Source organism: Dermatophilus congolensis, assembly GCF_900187045.1.
GTDB lineage: Bacteria > Actinomycetota > Actinomycetes > Actinomycetales > Dermatophilaceae > Dermatophilus > Dermatophilus congolensis.
The window spans coordinates 994,875-1,017,017 of sequence record NZ_LT906453.1 but is presented as its reverse complement, the minus strand read 5'-3'; the positions used below and the strand labels follow the sequence as shown (position 1 = coordinate 1,017,017).

Genomic DNA, 22,143 nt, shown 5'->3' with positions numbered 1-22,143 from the left:
CTCGTGCGTTGTGGTGTGTGGTTTTAGCTGATGAGTTCTTTTTTGGCTTTGCGGGCTTTTTTGGCGGCTTGTTTTTGTGCTTTCTTTGCGCTCTTTTTGACGCCGCGTCCTGCGGAGAAGAGTGAGTCTAGGAGCAGGGAGCCTGCGATTCCGGTGAGGAAGACGTCTTTGGCGATGGCGGTTCCTTCTTGGGTGGGGCGGATGCCATCGACGGTCAGGCCGGGGGTGTTGCGGTACATGTTGAGTAGTCCGCCGCTGAAGGCGCCGAGGGCTAGTCCTGCTGCCCAGTTGGGGACGACGGGAAGGATGAGGGCGGCGCCCAGGGCGGTTTCTCCGTAGGAGAGTGCTTTGCCGAAGGTGTCGGCGGGGACGTCTTTAAGCTGGGGGACGCCGTTGGCTCCCATGTCGCGGAGGTTTTCATAGGCGTCGGTGGGTAGGTTCCGTTTGCCGAGTCCGGAGTTGAGGATGAATAGGCCGGCAGCCAGCCTGGCTGGAGCGAGAACAAGGCTCATGGTTCCTCCTGGTGGTGTGCAGCGGCGCTGGTGGGGGGTTGTAGGTGCCGCGGATGTGCGCACTTTGTGTGCGTGGTGTTTCAGCCGCCCCGGTGGGGACAGTTGATCTATTCCCACCATGTCATGAGTCGGTCGTGCTGGCGCGGTAAGACACTGTTATCTGTGCACAGTGTTCGTTGTGGGAGGGTGTTTGCGCAGCGTGTCGCAGCTTTGGATGCATGTGTACATATGGGACAGGGGCAGCAGCGCTGTTCCATATCTGGAGCTTTTTGGCCTCTCGGCTACGTGCCTTATGACTTCGCTGCGGTTCGCCTTTAATGAGGGCTTTTCATGCCTGTGGTGAAAAGCGTGAACACGTCCTCACCGCGTGACTGGCCTCTGGTTCCTCATCTCGTGCTCTCAGAGTGGGAGCACGAGACGAACGATTTGCTCCCAGCAAATAACTGCAGGCCAGAGCTTAACGCTCTGGCCTGCAGTTATTTGGAGCTGGCGAGGGGACTTGAACCCCTAACCCCCTGTTTACAAGACAGGTGCGCTACCGATTGCGCCACGCCAGCAGTCTCCCTATCGGGATTACATGCGCCATCATAGCGGTCTTGTTCCTGAGCGACGAATCGAACGCTGCATGCCTGGTTCTCAGCCGCTACAACATGGAACCAGGCATGCGAGTTTCTCTCGACACGACAAGTAGCGGGTGCTGTGCACAGCACCCGCTACTTGTACTACACCAAACGGTTTGCCATTCCCCCGAGCGATCCCCCCTACACAGGTGAGGCCGTGTCGTCGGATCGGATAACCGAGTTAGCCTCGGTTAAAAGGACCCATTCACTCAGACGCGGGCCTGAATGTAGTGAGACAGGACGTTGATGGTGCCCTTCGTGAAGTACGAAAGGCCGGTGCGCTTGGCACCAATGAGGTTCTCGACGGCGCGAACCGTGTTCGGCCCGATGACACCGTCAGCAGCGACTCCTGCCTTACGCTGCAGCGCCTTGATACCGGACTTGGTGAGGAAGTGGTGACGATCCATACCGAGCCACGTGTAGAAGTCACGGGTGTCAGCACGGTTCAGCCATGCAGACTGCACGCCAGCCGTGGAACCGGTGGGCTTGACGCCCTTCTTGGAAGGAGCGTTCGTCACACCCTTGCCAGCACTGGCGCCACCGGAAGAAGCCAACCCGTTAGCGCGGGTCAGGCCTGCTTTACGGGAGCAGACCGGCCAAGCACCGGGGCCTTGCATGCGGAGCAGGTTCTGTGCGACAGCGATCTGCTGCGCTTTGGTGGCTTTGTGGGGCATGGAGGCGTACTTGGTGCCACCAGCGGCTTTCCAGCTGCTCTTGGAGAACTGCAGACCACCGTAGTAGCCGTTACCGGAAGCAATGCTCCAGTTACCGCCAGACTCACAGGCCGCAACGCGGTCCCACACGTCGCCAGCGGCGTGAGCCGAAGACGAGGACGTGGTGACACCGGCAGCAGTAGCCGCACCGGCAACCGCGACGACACCCGCGAGCCGAGCAGCCATCTTGGGCTTGCGCGGAGCAGCATGTTTAGGAACGTAAGACAAAGTTTTTTCCTCTCCTGACGAGCGCCTACGGGGTTAGCTGTCGGGTTCGGGCGCCAGGTGCCCGGGCGAAATGCTCGCCTTTACCCCCAGGCCACTGGAGCGTGACCGCCGCTCCGATCATGGTGATCGGAGCATATGGTTCCCCCGCCTTCGTCTGGTCCGGGTAGGTCCCGGATCACGTGCCCGCCGACGAAGTTCAGCGCTCAGGCACGTGCGCTCAATGGTCATGCGATTGGTGATGTTGCCGCCAACGACTTTGTTGGAGCAGCAACGGCTGCGACTCTAGGTCACGACTCGATAACGAGCAAGGAAATGGGTCGCCCACGGCGCGGCGCAGCCCAGCCGCCATACCGCAGTAACCACGGGCGCGTAAATAACACAGGAAGCCGAAAGCGAAGGTCGCAGGCTCAAGTCGAACGAAACCTGGGATTACGTTCGACTTCACCACCACCGGAAAAATGTGTCCGAAATCACATTATCTAACGGTGACCAGTTCACTCGGATACCGCTGGCCTGTAACCGCAGGGTGAGGTAAAGCACCACGATGACCAGCACTGACGTGAAAATCGTTACACCCTTACGCCCCGGTGTCGCCGCACGCACAATCAGACGCGTGCCACGGCGCAGACCCGCACCACCTGCACCCCACCACGCAACCATGACACCAATTGCCGCGCCGGCAGCCAAAGCAACCTCTCCGAAAGGATCCACAGAGGACTTACCAAACAGATACATCAACCCAGACGTACCAAACATTCCCGCCACAGCAATGACCGTCACCGGCACAACTGCAAGCAACGTCACAACAGTCGCAGGCACAATCCGCAATGGCGCAAGCATCACAGCACCGAAAACATCCATGCTGCTAGGCCCCTTCTCCAGCCGCCGATCCCGCACCCCCCGCACCGACTCATACGTCGTCCGCGCAACAACGCCCCACAGCGTGCACAACACCAGAGTCCAGACCGGGAAAGACGCAGCCAACGCCATCACAAGCAATCCCAGCCCAGCCAGCGCCGGAGTCAAAGACTTACGCACCTGCGGTTGCGAAGCCCGCTGCACGGCGGTACCGCCACGCACCTGAGCAAACTTTCCCTGCGGCCTGATCGCATCACTCCAGCCAGCGAACTTCTCCTTAGCCCGCTCAACATAACCGCCGACACCAGAATCCTGGCTGCCCTTGGCTGGAGCAGACGAAGCAACCTGCCCAATGCCTCTGGTCTCAGACATCGAATGCGGCTGATCGGGCACCATCAAACGAGAAAACGGGCGCCCATCGGTTCCAGCAGAAGACAACGCACGCTTGCCCCAAGAGTTCTGGAACATGCCGATCTCTTCATCAGTCTCAGCCTTACCCGCAGGAGGAGCACCAAATCCTGTGTATCCACCGTTAGTGCTCAAACGCGCTGTACTGCCTTGCTCCTGAGAAGGAGTCACCGCCGGCATCGTTCGAGTCTCGATCCGCGGGTGAGCAGCCGTAGCCGCCATCCCCGGATCAGTCGACAACTGCTCCGTGCACCCATCACCCACAGGCGCTGAAGCCGCTGGGAATCGCGCCGTAGCCGCCCCCATCGACAACTGCTCCGTAGCACCCGAAACAGCTGACAAATGCCCTGTGGACCCAGCATTCATCTGCTGCGTTGCACCAGGATCAACGGCTAACTGCTGCGTCACCGCCAAGGCGTCGCCAGCCACCGGGCCCGTTCCATCTGAACGCGCCTCTTCCAGCAACCACAACAACGTATGCGGTTCAGGACGCCGCTCCCGGTCCGGAACCAACGCAGAACGCAACATATCCGCCACCGAACTAGGCACGCCCTCCAAATCAGGACGGCCCGTATGCACCCGCGACAACACCGCATCCAACGGACCACGACCAAACGGCGGCCGACCAGTCAACGCATACGTCAACGTCGCAGCCCACGCCCACCAGTCCGAATCCGCCGCAACGACCTCACCACTAAGCACCTCCGGAGGCAAATACCCCGGCGTGCCCATCACCACACCCGCCTGCGTCAACCGACAATCATCAGCAGCCTGCGCAATACCAAAGTCGATAACAACAGGGTTATCCCCCTCCATCAGCACATTCGTCGGCTTCAAATCACGATGCACCACCCCCGCAGCGTGAATCGCATCCAACGCCTCACCCAAACCACGACCAAGAACACGCACCTCAGCCAACGACAACGGCCCAGACTCACGCACCCGCTGATCCAACGACAACCCCGGCACATACCGCGTCACCAAATACGGAGTCTCACCATCCAAATCCGCATCCACCAGCGGAGCCACCCGCGGATCATCAATTCGCTGCAACGAAGAAAACTCACGCCGCAACCTCGCCCGCGCCGAACCATCAGCAGCGATATGCGGCTGCAAAACCTTCACCGCAACCCCACGGCCCCCCGCATCCGTGCCGAGATACACGATGCCCATCCCACCGGAACCCAACTCGTGATGCAGCGTGTACGAGCCCAGCAGACGCGGGAAATCCGCTTCACCCATCTTCGCCATACCGGCCCGATCGCTCATCCGTACTCCTCATATCTCATGAACAGAAAAAAGCCACTGCTCCACCACCCACTAACCCCGATCACAACGTGACCCACCCTGGGAACGCACAAGCCACACGAATCGTTCTTCGTCTTCCCCTCGCCGATCGGCCTCCATCGATCCTAGGATGGTCCAGATCGCTACGTGCACCAGAAGACCCCACACACCCACACAGTCCCGCACGAAGCGACAACGCGATTGACACAGGAGTCACGATGCCCGAAACCACACCCACCTTCGACTTCGTCATCGCGGCCAACAGGCTCCCCGTAGACAGCCACACCGAACCAGACGGAACCCACTCCTGGAAACGCAGCCCCGGTGGCCTAGTTACCGCCATGGACTCCGTCATGCGTAACCGCTCCGGAGCCTGGGTCGGCTGGGCCGGAGACCCAGGAGAAGCACCCGCACCCTTCGATGACGAAGGAATGCACCTACACCCCATCGCCCTATCCGCAGAAGAAGTCAAGGCCTACTACGAAGGCTTCTCCAACGACACGCTCTGGCCTATCTATCACGACGTCATCGTCCCCGCCCAATTCCACCGATCCTGGTGGCACGCCTACCAACGCGTCAACCGCAGATTCGCCGACGAAATCGCCATCGTCGCTGCCCCCAAAGCCACCATCTGGGTCCACGACTACCAACTCCAACTCGTCCCAGCCCTCCTGCGCGCACAACGCCCCGACCTACGCATCGGCTGGTTCAACCACATCCCTTTCCCTCCACTCGAACTCTTCAGCCAACTGCCCTGGCGACGCAACATCCTCGAAGGACTCGCCTCCGCTGACTTCCTCGGCTTCCAACGCCCCGCCGACGCCAGCAACTTCCTCCACGCCGCCAAATGGGCCGGGAACATGACCGTCAAAGGCGACACCGTCACCATCGGCAGCGACTCCCCCCACGCAGGACACACAGCCCGCGCCGCCGCCCTACCCATCTCCATCGACTTCGAAAACTACGACGACCTCGCCCGCCGCCCCTCCGTAGTCAAACGCGCAAAAGAAATCCGCGAAGAACTCGGCAACCCCGACACAATCCTCCTAGGCGTGGACCGCCTCGACTACACCAAAGGCATCCGCCACCGTCTCAAGGCCTACCAAGAACTCCTCACCGACGGACGACTCGAAGTCCCCGGAACCACCCTCATCCAAGTCGCCGTCCCCTCCCGCGAGCGCGTCCAGGCCTACCAACACCTCCGCGACCAAGTCGAACTCAACGTCGGCCAAGTCAACGGCGAATTCTCCGACGTCACCCACACCGCCCTGCAATACCTCCACCAATCCATGGACCGCGAAGAACTCGCCGCCATGTACCGCGCCGCCGACATCATGCTCGTCACCCCCCTACGCGATGGCATGAACCTCGTCGCCAAGGAATACGTCGCCTGCCGCCCCGACCACGGTGGCGCCCTCGTACTCTCCGAATTCACCGGCGCAGCCATAGAGCTCAACGCCGCCTACATTCACAACCCCCACGACATCCAAGGCCTCAAAGACACCATCATCCGAGCCATCCACGCCCCCCGCGAAGACAACCGCAAACGCATGCGCACCCTACGCCGAAAAGTCCGCGACAACTCCGTCCAAAAATGGGCCGAAGCCTTCCTCACCGCCCTAGACATTGCCCCTGCCAAACCCAGCCCCCGCCGCAACCGCAAAACCACCACGCCATGACCACCCTCACCCCCCACACCACCGCACTCCTCGCCCGCGCAGCCGGAGCCGCTCACCTCATCGTCGCCAGCGACTTCGACGGCACACTAGCTCCCTTCCACGACGACCCCATGGCCGTGCGCCCCCTAGCGGGAACTATCGAAGCCCTGCAGCACCTCGCTCGCCTACCCCACACAACCAGCGCACTGGTATCCGGACGCGACCTTGCCACCCTGGCCCACCTCACCGACAACCCCCACAACATCACCCTCATCGCCAGCCACGGCGCCCAAAGCAACAACCCCCGCATCGCAGATGCGGCCCCCCTAACCGACACCCAACAAGCCACCCTGGCCCACCTCAACCACCTCGCTCACACACTCAAACAGCGCTACCCCGGCATCACCATCGAAAACAAATCTGCCGCCGTAGTCATCCACGTACGACAACTGCCCCCACAACAACGACAAGAAGCCATCGACGCCGCCATCACCACCATCCGCACCCACACCAACCTCGAACCCCTCCTAGGCAAAAACGTCGTCGAAACCGCCGTCCTACACGCCACCAAAGGCAGCGCCCTAACCACCCTGGCCACCCTGACCCACCCCCAACCCACTCTCGTCTATTTCGGGGACGATCTCACCGACGAAACCGTCTTCGAAACCTTTCACGACCCTCAAACGTCATTCATGTTCAAAGTCGGTGACGGCCCCACAGCCGCCACCACACGCCTACCTGACCCCCACTACGTCCATGCAGCACTTACCTGCCTAACCCACCTACGCACCCAACACACCCAACACACCTAACCTCACAAGAAACACCAGCAACACAGCACTCCCCCAAGCCCGCAGCGCACAAACCACCAAAACGCCACAACATCAGGCAACAATGGAAGCAGACGGCCCCACGATCAAGACCGTCACAAAGAACGCAATGTCGCGTTCAAGAAAGGTGATCACGAGCTGATGGCAAGCGTGACGTTCGATGCCGCGACCCGCGTGTACCCGGGCAGCGAACATCCCTCCGTAGACGCCGTGACCTTCAACATCGCCGACGGAGAATTCCTCTCCCTCCTCGGCCCTCACGGCGCCGGAAAATCCACCGCACTGCGCATGCTCGCCGGACTCGAAGAAGTCACCGCCGGCCGCATCCTCCTAGACGGCCACGACATCGACACCATCCCGCCCCACGACCGCGACGTCGCCATGGCATTCCAGAACTACGCCCTCTACCCCCACATGAGCGTCGCCGACAACATGGGATTCGCCCTACGCGTGGCCGGCATACCCGCCAAAGAAATCGACCGCAGAGTCCGCCACGCAGCCGAAATCCTCAACCTCACCGACCAGCTCAACGCACTGCCCGACCAACTCAGCGGCCACGGCGCACGCCAACTCGTCGCCCTAGGCCGCGCCGTCGTCCGCGAACCACGCGTCTTCATGATGGACGACCCCCTCGCCAACCTCGACGCCGACCTACGCCTAGACACCGGCCACCACATCGCCGAACTCCAACAACGCCTCGGCATCACCACACTCTTTGCCACCTCATCCCCCACCGAAGCCGAAGCCTTCGGTAACCGCATCGCCGTCCTCAACCACGGACGCCTCGAACAAATCGGCCCACCCGAAGACATCATCAACACACCTGCCTCCATCTTCGTAGCACTCTACGCAGCCCCCGAACCCATGAATCTGTTCCTAGCTCCCATCAACGGCAACCACGCCACCCTGGGCAGCTCCACCATCCCCATCCCCGACCACATCCGCCACCATCTCACCGACACCATCGTGCTCGGCGCCCGCCCCGGCCACACCACCATCAGCCCCGACAACACCGGCTGCCCTACTCACATCGACACCATCACCCCCACCCCACCTCACGGCGCCGTCACCCCCCACACAGCCACCGCCACCATGCGCGAACACCTCGACACCACCATCCCCGCCCTCAACCGCATCGACCACGACCTCGCCGACACCGACACAAGCCTGCCCATGCCCCCACTACGCGCGCTCATACCCACCGAGCACAACCTCTCCCAAGGCGACCTAGTCCACCTCACACCCGACCCCAACCACATCCACTTCTTCAACCCGCACACAGGCCAACGCCTCGGGCCGTGACTCCACGCCCCGAAAATGCCAGCATGGCCCTGTGGCCCTGAGCATCACAACAACTGAACCCACCCCAGAGCTTCTCGACCTCCCCTGGGACACCGCCCTAGAGGACTGGCCAATCAGCCGCTTCGCCGCCCTCCCCCGCGGAATATCCCGCCACGTCGTACGATTCGTCAACGTTGGCCCACGCATAATCGCCCTCAAAGAAATCAAAGCCGTACTCGCCCGCGGCGAGTACGCCATGCTCCGCAACCTCCAACGCCTTGACCAACCCTGCGTGACTCCCCTGGGCGTCGTCGATGGACGCACAACCGCTACCGGTCAACCTCTCGACGCTGTCCTCATCACCGAACACCTCCAGTTCTCCCTGCCGTACCGCGCTCTCTTTAGCCGAAAACTGCAACCCGACACAGCAGAACGCCTCATCGGCGCCCTGACCGTCCTACTCGTGCGACTCCACCTCGCCGGATTCTGGTGGGGAGACGTCTCCCTGTCTAACACCCTGTTCCGCCGCGACGCCGACGACTTCAGCGCCTACCTCGTCGACGCAGAAACCGGACAACTCTTTCCCCAGCTCACTGAAGGCCAACGCCGCCATGACCTGGACATCGCCCACGTCAACATCGCCGGCGAACTCATGGATCTCATCGCGGGGGGCCTGCTCAGCCCAGAACTAGACCCCATCGCCACATCAGAACAAGTTGTCTCCAGATACCACAGCCTCTGGAACGAACTAACCGCATCCGAAGCCCTCACCACCGGTGAAACATGGCGAATGGAAGAGCGCATCCGCCGCCTCAACCTTCTGGGCTACAACGTCGACGAGCTCTCAGTCACCAGGGAAGGCAACGGAGAAACAATTCAAATCACCCCGAAAGTAGTCGACGCCGGATACAGCCACCGGCGCCTCATGAGACTGACCGGGCTCGACGTCCAAGAAAACCAAGCACGACGACTCCTGTCCGATATGGACACATACCGTGCTTCTCTATCCCCCAATATTCTCGAATCAGTCGCAGCCCATGAATGGCTCGTTAACGTCTACGAACCGGTCACAGCCAACATCCCCTCAAACATGGCTGCCAAGCTCGAACCTGCGCAGGTATTCCACGAAGTGCTCGAACACCGCTGGTACCTTTCCGAACGCGCTGGGTACGACGTATCCGTGCAGTGGGCATTCGCTGACTACTTGAGCCAGGTTCTGCCCACCAAACCCGATGAGAAGGCAATCGTTGGGGTCAACACCACCGCGATCCCCATCATCGTGACTAACAATGCAGCAGACGGCGCCACCGGCACACACACCGAATGACGCCGTCAGACTAAAGCCTCAACGCCGCGCCGCGTCCCGCGCTGCTGCTACCTGGTAAAGAGTAATTCCCGCAGCAACAGAGGCGTTCAGTGACTCCATCTCGCCGCTCATCGGAATATCAACAACTTGATCGCACGTCTCACGCACCAAGCGCGACATACCCTTACCCTCTGAACCAACAACCACCACCAAAGGCGTATCAGCTAGCTGCAGGTCAGGAAGGCTCACATCGCCATCCATATCCAACCCGATAACAAAATACCCCGCTTTGCGGAACTGTTCGAGAGTGCGCGTCAGGTTCGTCACCGAAGCAACTGGCACGCGCGCAGCAGCACCCGCAGAGGTCTTCCACGCTGCCGCAGTCATCGTTACAGAACGCCGTTCAGGTAACACGATGCCGTGTGCACCGAACGCTGCTGCGGATCGGATGATGGCACCCAAATTACGGGTATCGGTAATTCCATCGAGCGCCACTACCAGCGGCACTCCCGCAGGACGATCAAAAGGATCTTCCGGATGAATCAACGACTCGATGTCGGCGTACTTATAGGCCTTCATCTTGGCCGCGATACCCTGATGAACTGTGGAATCAGTGATGCGTTCCATCTCGCCGCGAGGCGCGTCAAGAACGGGGATGCCTTTTTCTGTGGCTAGAGCGACAGCTTCGCGTAGCCGTGGCTCATCTACCTTGCCAGAGATATACAAGGTAGTGATAGGCATGTCCTCGCGAAGCGCCTCAAGAACAGCGTTGCGGCCCATGATGACGTCATCACTGTCACGGTGAGGACGTTTGCCTGGCGCAGCAGTGCGAGTTTTAGCACGAGTCAGTGCAGCTTGTTTGGCTTTGTAGGCCTTGTGATATGGACGGTCCTCGGCTTTGGGTGTTGGGCCTTTGCCTTCAAGCCCTTTACGCCGTTGTCCACCGGAACCGACCACCATGCCTTTTTTACTGCCGGGTTTGCGGACTGCTCCTCGTTTGCGGGAGTTACCAGTTCCTGCCATTACGCACCTGCCTTTGCCAGGGTCCAACGAGCACCGGACGGGGTGTCCTCGACGACCACACCAAGGCTGGTGAGGGTGTCGCGGATGGCGTCGGCGGTGGCGAAGTCCTTGTTTTTCCGCGCGGTCGCGCGGGCTTGAAGTTGAGCACGGATGAGCCCGTCGAGGACATCTATCGCGTGTTGCTCAGTGGAGCCGCTCTTATCCCATTGTGAGTCCAGCGGGTTGATGCCGAGGATTGTGGTCATCGTGCCGACAGCGATGGCTGCTTGGTGAGCAGCGGCGGTGTCGCCTTTATCCAGAGCGGCGTTGCCTGCGCGGAGGGTGTCGTGGACGACTGCGAGTGCGCCGGGCACGTTGAGGTCATCGTTCATAGCTGCGGCGAACGCGTCAGGTACAGCAAGGTGATCTGGTGTGTGGATGTGGACGCCGGTGCGAAGAACTAGTGCGGTTGTTTCGAGCTCAGGAATAGTTTCGATGCAGCGGTTCAGGAATCCGGTGATGCGCTCGGCTGCGGAGGCAGCTTCCTCCAAAGATGTGGGGTAGTACTCAATAGTGGATCGGTATTGGGAAGCGCCGAGGTAGTAGCGGACGGCCAGTGGCGCGGCTTTGGTGGTGATCTGGGCGATGGTCATGCCATTCCCTAGTGATTTGCTCATTTTTTCACCGCCGGCAGTGAGCCAGCCGTTGTGCATCCAGTACTGAGCGAATCCGTAACCTGCTGCGCGGGATTGAGCTTGTTCGTTTTCGTGATGGGGGAAGCGCAGGTCCACCCCTCCACCATGGATGTCAAAGGCGTCACCGAGGTATTTGCGTGCCATAGCGGAGCATTCGAGGTGCCATCCGGGGCGTCCGCGCCCATAAGGGGTGGGCCAGGATGCGGTTTCGGGCTCGCCCTGTTTGAAACCTTTCCAGAGCGCAAAGTCTCGGGGGTCGCGTTTTCCTCGTGGATCGGCGTCTTCAGCCGCAGACATGTCTTCGACCTTTTGGCGGGTGAGCGCACCGTACTCGGGGTAGCTACGAACATCGAAGTAAACATCGCCGGAGCCATCTTCGGCCGGGTAGGCATGGCCGAGTTCGATGAGGCGTTCCATCAGTTCGACCATCTCAGGGATGTGGCCGGTGGCACGTGGTTCGTACGTGGCGTCGATGACTCCCAGAGTGCGCAGCGCGTCAGAGGTTTCGCGTTCGTGTGCGTAGCTCCACGCCCACCAGGGGCGTTCGTTCTCGGCGGATTTGCGAAGGATTTTGTCGTCGATGTCGGTGACGTTGCGCACGAGAGTGACGTCGTAGCCATGCCCCCAGGCAAGCCAACGGCGCAGGATATCGAACGCTACAGCGAAGCGTAGGTGTCCGATGTGGGGGGTTCCCTGGGTGGTGAGGCCACAAATGTAGATGCCGACTTTGCCTGGTGTGAGCGGGACGAAGTCTCGCTGGGTGCGGGTGGCGGTGTCGTAGAGGCGCAATGTCACGTACCCAGCGTAACGAATGGTGTCCGTGCGGTTTCCCGCGACGGACACCATTCGTGGACTGGTCAGTGACCGCGGGCGCGCCACTCCGGCAGATGAGGTGCTTCGTCTCCGATAGTGGTGGTTTCTCCGTGCCCGGTGAGAACGAGAGTTTCACTAGGCAAAGTCAGCAGTGACCCCGTGATGGATTCAAGGATGGTGTCAAAGTCGCTGAAGGATCGGCCCGTGGCACCAGGGCCACCGTTAAAGAGGGTGTCGCCAGAGAAGACTGCTGCCAGCTGCGGAATATGCAAGCAAACGCTTCCGGGTGAGTGGCCCGGAGTGTGCAGGACACGCAATTCGAGGACTCCCCCAGCGGCTAGGGGAAGGTCGATGGTCTGCCCTGCGGTGAGTGATTTGTCTGCGGGGCGAGGTTGGATTTCTTCGTAGAGAAAGTTGTCCTCGGGGTGCAGATAGATGGGTGCGAGGGTCGCATCGGCGAGCGCGGTAACAGCGCTGTGATGGTCATCGTGGCCATGGGTCAACAGGATTGCTTCGACCCTGCGGCCGTCGATGGCTTCGAGGATGGGGTCTGCGTCGTGGGCGGCGTCGATGACGATGACAGTTTTCTCATCGCCGATGATGTAGACGTTGTTGTCGACTTCCCAGGTGCCCCCATCGAGATTGAAGGTGCCATGGGTGACGACGGAGCTGATGGTGACGCCGGGGATTGTTCCTGGGGTGTCAATAGTGTTCACAGGATCACCACCGATCGGAGAACATCGCCTGCGGCCATTTTGTCGAAGGCTTCATTAATGGAGTCAAGAGAGATTTTTTCGCTGACGAAGGTGTCAAGGTCGATGCGTTTCTGTAGATGAAGGTCAATGAGCATAGGGAAGTCTCGGCTGGGTAGGCAGTCTCCGTACCAGGCGGGTGAAATGGATCCGCCTGCACCGTAGAGCTGGTCAAGAGGGATGGTGGTTTTCTGGCCGGGTTGAGGTACGCCGACCATGATGAGTCGGCCAGCGAGGTCACGAGAGGCGAGTGCTTGTTCCCACGTGTCAGCGCGGCCGGTGGCTTCGATGACGACGTCGGCACCGAAACCGTCAGTGGCATCTTTGATGGCTTGGATGGGGTCGATTTTTTTGCTGTTGATGGTGTGCGTGGCGCCAAATTCCTTGGCTTTATCGAGTTTACGGTCGTCGATGTCGACAGCGATGACCGTGGTAGCGCCAGCGATGAGGGCTCCCATGATGGCGGCATCGCCTACGCCACCGCATCCGTACACAGCGACGCTTTCACCGCGTTTAATTTTGGCGGTGTTCATAGCGGCTCCGGCGCCGGCCATGATGCCGCATCCAACCAGTCCTGCGGCTGCGGGGGTCACTGCGGGGTTCACTTTGGTGCACTGTCCAGCAGCGACGAGTGTTTTTTCCGCGAATGCGCCGATTCCTAGGGCTGGCTCAAGTTCAGTGCCGTCTTCGAGCGTCATTTTTTGGGTGGCATTGGCAGTGTTGAAGCAGTACCAAGGTTCGCCGCGTTTGCAGGCCCGGCACTGGTCACCGCAGATAGCTCGCCAGTTAAGGATCACGAAATCACCGACCTGGAGGTCGTTGACGTCTTCACCGATTGCTTCAACAATGCCTGCTGCTTCATGCCCCAGGAGGTAGGGGAAGTTATCTCCTACTCCTCCGGCAACGTAGTTGTGGTCGGTGTGGCAGACGCCGCATGCCTGAATTTTCACGACGGCTTCACCGGGGCCTGGGTCAGGGACCACGATGGTGGTGAGTTCAACGGGTGCGTCTTTGGAGCGGGCGATAACGCCGTTGACGATGCTGGGCACGAATCCTCCTAGATCGCTTCCGCGCGCCGCGATTGGCGTGTGGGTGTTCGCGTTTGGTCTGTACATCCAGCCTAGCTATGTCTACCTGGGAGTCAGTTGTACTGGCCCTCGCCACAAGCACTGAGAGCCAGATCGGTATCCATGACAGGCTTTTTGTGAGTCAGATCACGCTCATTTGCAGCAGTGAGCGACTGCACTTTTCCAGTGTGCGGAATTGTTAGTTCTTCGGTACAACAACCGCTGTAGCTATGGCGGCTACTCCTTCACCGCGTCCGGTCAACCCCAATCCGTCTGTGGTGGTTCCTGCAACCGAGACGGGGGCACCGCAGGCGGCGGAAAGAACCTGTTCGGCTTCAGCACGTCGCTTACCCACCTTGGGGCGGTTACCAACAACTTGCACAGAAACATTCCCAATCACATATCCGGCTTCGCGAACAAGTCGGGCTGCTTCTGTAAGAAGAACTACCCCAGAGGCACCTGACCACTGTGGCCGACCAGTTCCAAAGTGGGCCCCAAGATCACCGATTCCCGCAGCGGAAAACAACGCATCGCAACACGCATGTGCAGCAACATCGGCATCAGAGTGGCCGTCGAGGGCTAGTTCTCCTGGCCATGCCAATCCGGCAACCCATAAAGTGCGCCCCGAGTCTTCAGATGCATTGGCGTGCACATCCACTCCGTGACCAATGCGAGGCATCACTAGCGCAGGTGCTTGCTGGGGCTGCACAGTGGGCTTCGTTTCGCTCGATAGAGCAGCAGCTAAAGCAGCAATACGTTCAAGGTCGTCAGGGGTGGTGATCTTGTCTGCTTGCGGGTGGCCCGGAATGACCCGAACAGACTCGCCAAGATGTTCCACCAAGGATGCATCATCGGTGGCCTCTTGATCTGTCACTTCACGGTGAGCCCGAACAAGCACATCCGTTCGGAATCCTTGCGGAGTTTGCACTGCTCGCAAACTGGCACGCGCCGGAGTCGAATCAACAATGTCATCACCATCGACGTATTTAATCGTGTCAGTGACCGCAAGGCCTGGGATCACAGCCGCGTCACCGCCATCAACAGCCGCAATAACATTTTCAAATAAAGTAACCGGCGCCAAAGCACGAGCTGCATCATGCACAAGAACAACATCGGCGCCGAGCTTTTCCACCTCAGCAAGTCCACGCGCCACAGAGTCACTGCGCTGGGCTCCGCCTGGAACCACCACAACATCTGGCGCCTGTGCAGTAGACACACCTGAGGCGGTTACCCCCTCATGGGCAACCGCCTCAGCAACATCCATATGTGTGGCCGGTGCAACCACAACAATCGTGCTCACTGCACTCACCTGGGCTACACGCTCCATTGCCCATGAGAGCAACGGGCGGCCAGCCATTTCGACCAGTGCTTTCGGGCGGTCAGCACCCAGCCGGGAACCAGCACCAGCAGCAACCACGATCACAGCAACACGCATGCCCATGATCTTGCCAAACATCATGGGCACACGGCCGCGCGGGGCGAGCGAAACCGACTTCAGCCGGTCATGAGTTTCAGGAGGTAAGAACCTCGTCAAGCATGCTTTCGGCGTGCTCTTCGTCCGTCTTCTCAGCCAAAGCCAGCTCAGAGACAAGAATCTGGCGAGCCTTAGCAAGCATGCGCTTCTCCCCAGCAGACAATCCCTTGCCGTGCTCACGGCGCCACAGGTCACGAACAACCTCGGCGACACGATTCACATCGCCGGAAGCAAGTTTCTCTAGGTTGGCCTTGTACCGCCGAGACCAGTTCGCAGGCTCTTCACCCTGCGTTGAACGCAGCACCTCAAAAACGTGCTCTAGACCTTCTTGGCCCACAACGTCACGCACTCCCACCAAATCACAATTCTCGGCAGGAACCTCAATGGTCAAGTCACCCTGGGCAACTTTAAGTACCAGATAAAGCCGTTCCTCACCTTTGATGGTGCGGGTTTTGATCTCTTCGATGAGCGCCGCACCGTGGTGCGGGTAAACAACTGTCTCGCCAACCTTGAAAGTCATATGCCCGTATTCCCCTTTCGCGACCTTAAGTCTATCACGCCACCACACACCTACAGTCGCTCATAAGAGCATTCATGCAGCTCAGAGCACATGAAGCAACTTTGAATAAGCCTATAAACAAGGAATTGACTCAGGTTTTACACCACAACGATCACAAAATTTCTCGCCTGTCCGATGCCAGCCAGTTACCCTGTGAAACGTGATGCGAACAACTCGAATCCCTGGTACGCCCGGCCAGAACGACACCCCCAACTCCGATGCCACCGTCTCCCGGCGTCACCCGGGTCGAGTGCGCTCCCTCGCGGCAGCAGGACTCACCGGAATCGCCGCCCTAGCCCTGGCTGGCTGCCAATGGACCTCACCCATCCAGACAGACAAGGCATACGCACCTGCCGACGGCGCCATGTTCGAAATGGGCGGCCTGCACCTACAAAACGTCGTCGTTATCTCCGAAGGAAACGGCAAACCCGGCACAGTCTCTGCCCTCGCCGTCAACAACACACAGCAGCCAGTCAAAGTCGGCTTCGCGAACCCGCAAGGGCAGCCCGGCCAGCAGTTCGATGTACCCGCGGGAGGCTCCCTGCAATTCGGAGGCCAAAAAGAGGGCGCAGCTAGCGTCACCCTCCCCCAAGTTCCCACCACAGCTGGCGGCATGATGCCCCTGTCCGTCATCACCAGCGCTGGCCAAGACGTCGTCAACGCCCCCGTTCTTCCCCCCACCGGCTACTACGCCTCCCTAAAACCCACCGCGCCAGCAACCTCCACCAGCACCCCATCAGGGACAGCAACCCCCAGCGAATCATCCACTGACTCCGCACGCCCACGCGGAACCAGCACCCCCACCGCAGAGTCAACCTCCACCCCCACAGCCACCACCGAGGATGACGAACACACCGACCACGAACACAACTAATAACCCCACGCACCTCAAGCGGGTGGTGGTGAACGCCTAACAGCGCCTCACCACCACCCGCTTACGCATGGCCCGCACACCTCACACCACCTCAAACTTGTATCCCAACCCCCGCACCGTCACGATATGCACCGGATTGCCCGGATCCTGCTCAACCTTGGTCCGCAGACGCTTAATGTGCACATCGAGCGTCTTGGTATCCCCCACATAGTCACTGCCCCACACCCGGTCAATGAGCTGCATGCGAGTCAACACACGCCCCGCATTCCGCAACAACATCTCCAGCAGCTCAAACTCCTTCAGCGGCAAAGAAATCTGCTCCCCCCGCACCTTCACCACATGCCGCTCCACATCCATCTGCACCGGACCAGCCCCCAACGCCACAGGCACCACCTCCTCCGGCTCAGCACGACGACGCAACACCGCCTTCACCCGAGCCAACAACTCACGACTCGAATACGGCTTCGTCACATAATCATCCGCACCAATCTCCAACCCCACCACCTTGTCAATCTCACTATCCTTCGCCGTCAACATAATGATCGGCACCGAAGAATCTGCCCGGATCCGCTTACACACTTCCACCCCCTCCAACCCCGGAAGCATCAAATCCAACAACACCAAATCCGGCCGAACAACAGCGAAATCCCGCACCGCAGACACACCATCAGCCGACACCGACACCTCATACCCCTCCTTACGCAAGAGATATGACAACGGGTCAGAAAACGACTCCTCGTCCTCAACCACCAAAATGTGCGTCATACGCCAACCCTCCAATCACAACAACCGCACAACGCAGCACCTCGCCACGCCTACACCGCAACACAACAACACATCACACCCCCACACCCCCTGAAACCGCATCAACACCAGGCATCTGCGGCAACCGAACCGTAAAAGTAGACCCCTCCCCCAACTTGCTCCACACCTTCACCTCACCCCCATGATTCGTACATATGTGCTTCACAATCGCCAACCCCAACCCCGTCCCACCCGTAGCACGCGAACGTGCCTCATCCACCCGATAGAAACGCTCAAAAACCCGCTCTAACGCCTCCGGCGCAATCCCCGTCCCCTGATCAGCCACAGCAACCTCAACCACCCCACCAACAGAACGCACAGTCACCGCCACCCGCGTACGCTCAGCCGAATAATTAATCGCATTCGACAACAAATTACTCACCGCAATCACCAACATCCGGTGATCACCCACTACCTGCGCCCGCTCATCACCCTCAAACACCATCTCCACATCACGAGACTCCGCAAGAGTCTGAACACTCTCCAACGCATCACGCACCACAGCCGTCACCGTCACCGGCACCGGATCCGAAATCGCCTCATCCACCTGCAACCGCGACAAATCAACAATGTCCTGCACCAACCGCGTCAACCGTGAAGACTCCATCTGAATCCGACGCGCAAACCTCGCCACCGTCTGCGGATCCTCACACGCATCTAACACCGCCTCAGCCAACAACGCGATCCCACCCACCGGCGTCTTCAACTCATGCGACACATTCGCCACAAAATCCCGACGCACATCCTCCACCCGCTGCGCACGCGTCCTATCCTCCACAAACAACGCCACAAAACCCGACCCCAAATCCACAGCACGCACCGCCACCGACACCCGCGCATCAACAAAACGATCCCGCGTCAACGTGAACTCATGCTCACTGCTCTGCCCCATCCGACGCGCATGACGCACCACCGCCCGCAACTCGTCATGCACCAAATCCTGACCACGCAACAACCCCATCACCGACGTCGACGGACTCGAACGCACCACCCGATCCCGCGAATCGATGACCATCACGCACTCCTTGAACGCAGCGATCAACCGATCAAACATTTCAGAGGTATCTACCGACCCCGAAGAACGCACATCACGAACACTCACACCCCCACCATTCACCCCACCAACACCGCGCTCAGCACCAACCCCCACGACACGCCCAACCCACCGCCTCACCTCCGCAACAATTGAACCCACCCCGCCACCCTACGCACCCTCACTCCACCAAACCCCCGCAACCCATCACCAACCACACCATCGACACCAAGGATTCGCCACCACGCCACCACCCGTTCACACAAACCACACCCACCACCCCAACAGACACCAACTCGCCCACGACCAGACACCCCCAACCAACCTGAACCTGATTGACTGACCCCCTACCCACGCGCCCAAACCCGCTGGCACACCCCGGTCACTCCACGCCACGGCGGCGCACACACACAGCAGGAGGAACTATGCGCGACGCCTTCCACGAAGTACTCGACCAACTCACCGACGACCTCGTAGAAATGACCCGCTTGGCCGCCTCATCCATGTCACGGGCCACCAACGCGCTCCTGGACGCTGACCTCGAACTGACCCAAACCGTCATCTCCGCAGACGAGCAACTCGACGCACTCGAGAAAAAAATTAACCTCGTCGCCGTCGACACCCTCGCCCGCCAACAACCCGTCGCCACAGACCTACGCATCATCGTCACCGCTCTACGCATGGCAGCCAGCATCGAACGCATGGGCGACCTAGCCGTCCACGTCGCCAAAGTAGCCCGACTTCGCTACCCCGAAGCCGCAGTACCCCCCGAAGCCCGCGCAAGCATCCTCGAAATGGCTCAAGTAGCTAACAAACTCATCACCCAAGTCGGCGGAATTATCACCACCAAAGATATGGACGCCGTCAACACCCTCGACCTAACAGACGACCGACTAGACGCCCTCCATCGCGAAATCTACAACCTCATCACCAGCGAAAACGCCCCGCACGACCGTAAAACATCCATCGACCTGGCCCTGCTAGCCCGCTACTACGAACGCTTCGGTGACCACGCCGTCTCAGTCGGCGAACAAATGCAATACCTCGTCACCGGCATCATCGAACAACGTGCCTAACAGCGCTTACACAGCAACAAGGGGTGCCCCGCCAATAACAGCGAGGCACCCCTTGCATTCACACAGCAACAACAACGCCAAATGAATTACTTGCCCTGATTAGCAACCGCTTCAGCAGCAGCCTTCGCAGCCTCCGGGTCAAGATACGTGCCACCCTTAACAACCGGAGCGAAATTCTCATCAAGTTCATAAAGCAGCGGAATACCCGTCGGGATGTTCAACGCCGCAATATCCTCATCGCTAATACCATCAAGATGCTTCACCAATGCACGCAAACTGTTTCCATGCGCGGCAATCGCAACTGTTTTACCCGCCACCAAATCGGGCTTAATGTCGCTCTCCCAATAAGGCAACATACGCGCCACGACATCCTTCAAACATTCAGTCAATGGTGCACCACCATCAATATCCGCATAACGCAGATCATTTAACTGGCTGAACTCGTTACCTGGGTCAATCTCCGGCGGCGGAACATCATACGAACGACGCCACTGCATAAACTGCTCATCGCCAAACTGGTCACGAATCTCTTTTTTGTTCAGACCCTGCAGCTTGCCGTAATGACGCTCATTAAGCCGCCAACTACGCTTCACCGGAACCCAGTGACGATCAGCCACATCCAAAGCCAAGTTGGCCGTCTTAATAGCCCGACGCAGCAACGACGTGTGCAACACATCCGGAAGCACACCGTTGGACTTCAACAGCTCACCAGCACGAGCTGCCTCGGCGCGACCCTTCTCGGACAAGTCAACATCGACCCAACCGGTGAACAGGTTTTTCGCATTCCATTCGCTCTCACCATGGCGGAGCAGGACGAGCTTGTAAGTCATACCCCCACTCTATGACTTCACCCCCAAACCTCAGCACAACAACCCAGCAATCGCATCACCAAACCACAAGCTCACTCCCCCCGCCGATGCGCCACCGCATCGGCATACACCTCCAACACCCGCTCCGCCGTCGCCGCCCAGCCAAAAGACTGCGCATGCTCATACCCAACCCGCCCCAACTGCGCACGTCGATCCGCATCATCGAGAAGACGTTCGAACACCAACGACCACTCCCCCACATCATGAGTCGGCACCAAAACACCCCCCTTCACAGCCGTCGGCAACCCACCCACAGCCGCAGCCACCACCGGCACACCACACGCCTGCGCCTCAATCGCCACCAACCCAAACGACTCGTTGTGAGAAGGAACACCCACAATGTCCGCACTGCGATACCACTGCGCCAACACCTCCCGCTCCACCGGCGGCGAGGTCAGCAACATATGCTCCACACCCAACTCAGCCGCCCGATCCAACACAAGCCTCGGACGCTCCAACCCCGTACCCGACGGTCCCCCAATCACCACCAATCTCAACCGCTGCCCCAAATCCGGGCGCCGAGAGGCCACATCAGCCACCACATCCACCAGCAAATCAGGTGCCTTCAACGGCTGAATCCTCCCCACAAAACACACCACAAGCGCATCCTCAGGCAGCCCGGTCACCGCACGCGCAACCCGAGGATCACCTGGCGTAAAAGTCTCTAAATCAACCCCCGGAGGCACCACCTCCACCACATCAGCCGACGCCCCATAAAACGAGACCAGCTCATCTCGCTCTCGCACTGTATTAGCCACCAACCGATCAGCAATCGAGACCACCTGCTCTTCACCAATCTCACGAACCAACGGCTCGGCCGCATCCCCAGGCGCCAACAACGCATTCTTTACCTTCGCCATCGTGTGCATCGTGTGCACCAACGGCACGTTCCACCGCTGCGCCGCCAGCCACCCCACCTGACCCGACAACCAGTAATGCGAATGCACCACGTCGTAATGCCCCTCAGGGCGCCCAGCAACCTCACGCATCACCCCCGCAGCGAACGCACACAACTGCGACGGCAGCAAATTCTTATCCAACCCCTCATACGGCCCCGCAAGCACGTGCCGCACCACCACCCCCGGACACAACTGCACCTCATCAGGCAACGACGCCGACGTCTTGCGCGTAAAAATAACAACCTCCACCCCCATCGCAGCCAAATGCCGCGCAACCTCCACCACATACACATTCATCCCACCGGCGTCCCCTGTACCGGGCTGATCCAACGGCGACGTATGAAACGACAACATCGCCACCCGACGGACAGGTGCCTGCACATCGACCGAACCGGCCACGACGGCCTCCCCTTCTCACATGTGACGTTTCGCTGGTCATACTGCCGCCACCACCCCCAATAACCCCAACCGCGCACTACACAAGCACCTAGCCCAGCGCGCACCGACCCAACACCTCCAGATATG

19 protein-coding genes, 1 tRNA gene and 1 riboswitch are annotated in these 22,143 nt (G+C 59.7%); of the genes, 6 read left to right on the top strand and 14 right to left on the bottom strand.

Annotated features, from left to right (window positions below; all coding sequences use genetic code 11):
* Nucleotides 1-23: 23 nt before the first annotated feature.
* The 4 genes from CKV89_RS04365 to CKV89_RS04350 all read right to left on the bottom strand — a co-directional run bounded on the left by CKV89_RS04365 (nt 24) and on the right by CKV89_RS04350 (nt 4,608).
* Entirely contained in the window at nt 24-512 is a 489-nt protein-coding gene (locus CKV89_RS04365; RefSeq protein ID WP_084440993.1) for a hypothetical protein, read from the bottom strand.
* 481 nt (nt 513-993) lie between these two features.
* Nucleotides 994-1,069, bottom strand: a tRNA-Thr gene (locus tag CKV89_RS04360).
* Nucleotides 1,070-1,341: 272 nt separating this feature from the next.
* The gene (locus CKV89_RS12510; RefSeq protein WP_028327133.1) at nt 1,342-2,073 is read right to left on the bottom strand and encodes a transglycosylase family protein; all 732 of its coding nucleotides are present in this window, start codon (nt 2,071-2,073) and stop codon (nt 1,342-1,344) included.
* A 7-nt stretch (nt 2,074-2,080) separates the two neighbouring features.
* Nucleotides 2,081-2,253, bottom strand: a riboswitch (cyclic di-AMP (ydaO/yuaA leader).
* A 261-nt stretch (nt 2,254-2,514) separates the two neighbouring features.
* Nucleotides 2,515-4,608, bottom strand: coding sequence for a serine/threonine-protein kinase (locus CKV89_RS04350; RefSeq protein WP_084440994.1), 2,094 nt, complete (start codon nt 4,606-4,608; stop codon nt 2,515-2,517).
* 236 nt (nt 4,609-4,844) lie between these two features.
* Here CKV89_RS04350 and CKV89_RS04345 point away from each other — a divergent pair, with 236 nt between their 5' ends.
* The 4 genes from CKV89_RS04345 to CKV89_RS04330 all read left to right on the top strand — a co-directional run bounded on the left by CKV89_RS04345 (nt 4,845) and on the right by CKV89_RS04330 (nt 9,722).
* Nucleotides 4,845-6,305, top strand: a complete 1,461-nt coding sequence (locus CKV89_RS04345; RefSeq protein ID WP_028327137.1) for an alpha,alpha-trehalose-phosphate synthase (UDP-forming) — start codon at nt 4,845-4,847, stop codon at nt 6,303-6,305.
* The gene (otsB, locus tag CKV89_RS04340; protein ID WP_051277494.1) at nt 6,302-7,096 is read left to right on the top strand and encodes a trehalose-phosphatase; all 795 of its coding nucleotides are present in this window, start codon (nt 6,302-6,304) and stop codon (nt 7,094-7,096) included. The genes CKV89_RS04345 and otsB overlap by 4 nt, the downstream gene beginning before the upstream one ends.
* 159 nt (nt 7,097-7,255) lie before the next feature.
* On the top strand, nt 7,256-8,416 hold the full coding sequence (locus tag CKV89_RS04335; RefSeq protein ID WP_028327138.1) for an ABC transporter ATP-binding protein: 1,161 nt from the start codon (nt 7,256-7,258) through the stop codon (nt 8,414-8,416).
* Between the two features lie 31 nt (nt 8,417-8,447).
* A complete protein-coding gene (locus CKV89_RS04330) occupies nt 8,448-9,722 on the top strand; it encodes a DUF4032 domain-containing protein (protein ID WP_051277495.1) in 1,275 nt (424 codons plus the stop codon).
* A gap of 18 nt (nt 9,723-9,740) precedes the next feature.
* Here CKV89_RS04330 and rlmB read toward each other — a convergent pair whose 3' ends face one another.
* From rlmB to CKV89_RS04300, 6 genes are all read right to left on the bottom strand, one after another.
* Nucleotides 9,741-10,724, bottom strand: coding sequence for a 23S rRNA (guanosine(2251)-2'-O)-methyltransferase RlmB (gene rlmB / locus CKV89_RS04325; protein WP_028327139.1), 984 nt, complete (start codon nt 10,722-10,724; stop codon nt 9,741-9,743).
* Nucleotides 10,724-12,193: a cysteine--tRNA ligase gene (gene cysS, locus CKV89_RS04320; protein ID WP_028327140.1), complete on the bottom strand. Its 1,470-nt coding sequence runs from the start codon at nt 12,191-12,193 to the stop codon at nt 10,724-10,726. The genes rlmB and cysS overlap by 1 nt, the downstream gene beginning before the upstream one ends.
* A 62-nt stretch (nt 12,194-12,255) precedes the next feature.
* The gene (locus CKV89_RS04315) at nt 12,256-12,927 is read right to left on the bottom strand and encodes an MBL fold metallo-hydrolase (RefSeq protein ID WP_231935447.1); all 672 of its coding nucleotides are present in this window, start codon (nt 12,925-12,927) and stop codon (nt 12,256-12,258) included.
* Nucleotides 12,924-14,012, bottom strand: a complete 1,089-nt coding sequence (locus CKV89_RS04310; protein ID WP_028327142.1) for an S-(hydroxymethyl)mycothiol dehydrogenase — start codon at nt 14,010-14,012, stop codon at nt 12,924-12,926. The genes CKV89_RS04315 and CKV89_RS04310 overlap by 4 nt, the downstream gene beginning before the upstream one ends.
* 217 nt (nt 14,013-14,229) lie before the next feature.
* Nucleotides 14,230-15,465, bottom strand: a complete 1,236-nt coding sequence (gene ispD / locus CKV89_RS04305) for a 2-C-methyl-D-erythritol 4-phosphate cytidylyltransferase (RefSeq protein WP_084441024.1) — start codon at nt 15,463-15,465, stop codon at nt 14,230-14,232.
* A 76-nt stretch (nt 15,466-15,541) separates the two neighbouring features.
* Entirely contained in the window at nt 15,542-16,024 is a 483-nt protein-coding gene (locus CKV89_RS04300) for a CarD family transcriptional regulator (RefSeq protein ID WP_028327145.1), read from the bottom strand.
* Between the two features lie 199 nt (nt 16,025-16,223).
* On the opposite strand from CKV89_RS04300, the gene CKV89_RS04295 reads away from it, so the two are divergent.
* The gene (locus CKV89_RS04295; protein ID WP_154657631.1) at nt 16,224-16,937 is read left to right on the top strand and encodes a hypothetical protein; all 714 of its coding nucleotides are present in this window, start codon (nt 16,224-16,226) and stop codon (nt 16,935-16,937) included.
* An 81-nt stretch (nt 16,938-17,018) separates the two neighbouring features.
* On the opposite strand, the gene CKV89_RS04290 is transcribed toward CKV89_RS04295, so the two are convergent.
* Both CKV89_RS04290 and CKV89_RS04285 read right to left on the bottom strand, forming a co-directional pair.
* Nucleotides 17,019-17,702: a response regulator transcription factor gene (locus tag CKV89_RS04290; RefSeq protein ID WP_034400961.1), complete on the bottom strand. Its 684-nt coding sequence runs from the start codon at nt 17,700-17,702 to the stop codon at nt 17,019-17,021.
* Between the two features lie 73 nt (nt 17,703-17,775).
* A complete protein-coding gene (locus tag CKV89_RS04285; protein ID WP_084440995.1) occupies nt 17,776-18,936 on the bottom strand; it encodes a sensor histidine kinase in 1,161 nt (386 codons plus the stop codon).
* 263 nt (nt 18,937-19,199) lie between these two features.
* Here CKV89_RS04285 and phoU point away from each other — a divergent pair, with 263 nt between their 5' ends.
* A complete protein-coding gene (gene phoU, locus CKV89_RS04275; RefSeq protein WP_028327149.1) occupies nt 19,200-19,850 on the top strand; it encodes a phosphate signaling complex protein PhoU in 651 nt (216 codons plus the stop codon).
* An 86-nt stretch (nt 19,851-19,936) separates the two neighbouring features.
* Here phoU and CKV89_RS04270 read toward each other — a convergent pair whose 3' ends face one another.
* Entirely contained in the window at nt 19,937-20,680 is a 744-nt protein-coding gene (locus tag CKV89_RS04270; protein ID WP_028327150.1) for a phosphoglyceromutase, read from the bottom strand.
* 71 nt (nt 20,681-20,751) lie between these two features.
* Complete coding sequence (gene mshA / locus CKV89_RS04265; RefSeq protein ID WP_324603347.1) at nt 20,752-22,017, bottom strand: D-inositol-3-phosphate glycosyltransferase; 1,266 nt, start codon at nt 22,015-22,017, stop codon at nt 20,752-20,754.
* Nucleotides 22,018-22,143: the final 126 nt, after the last annotated feature.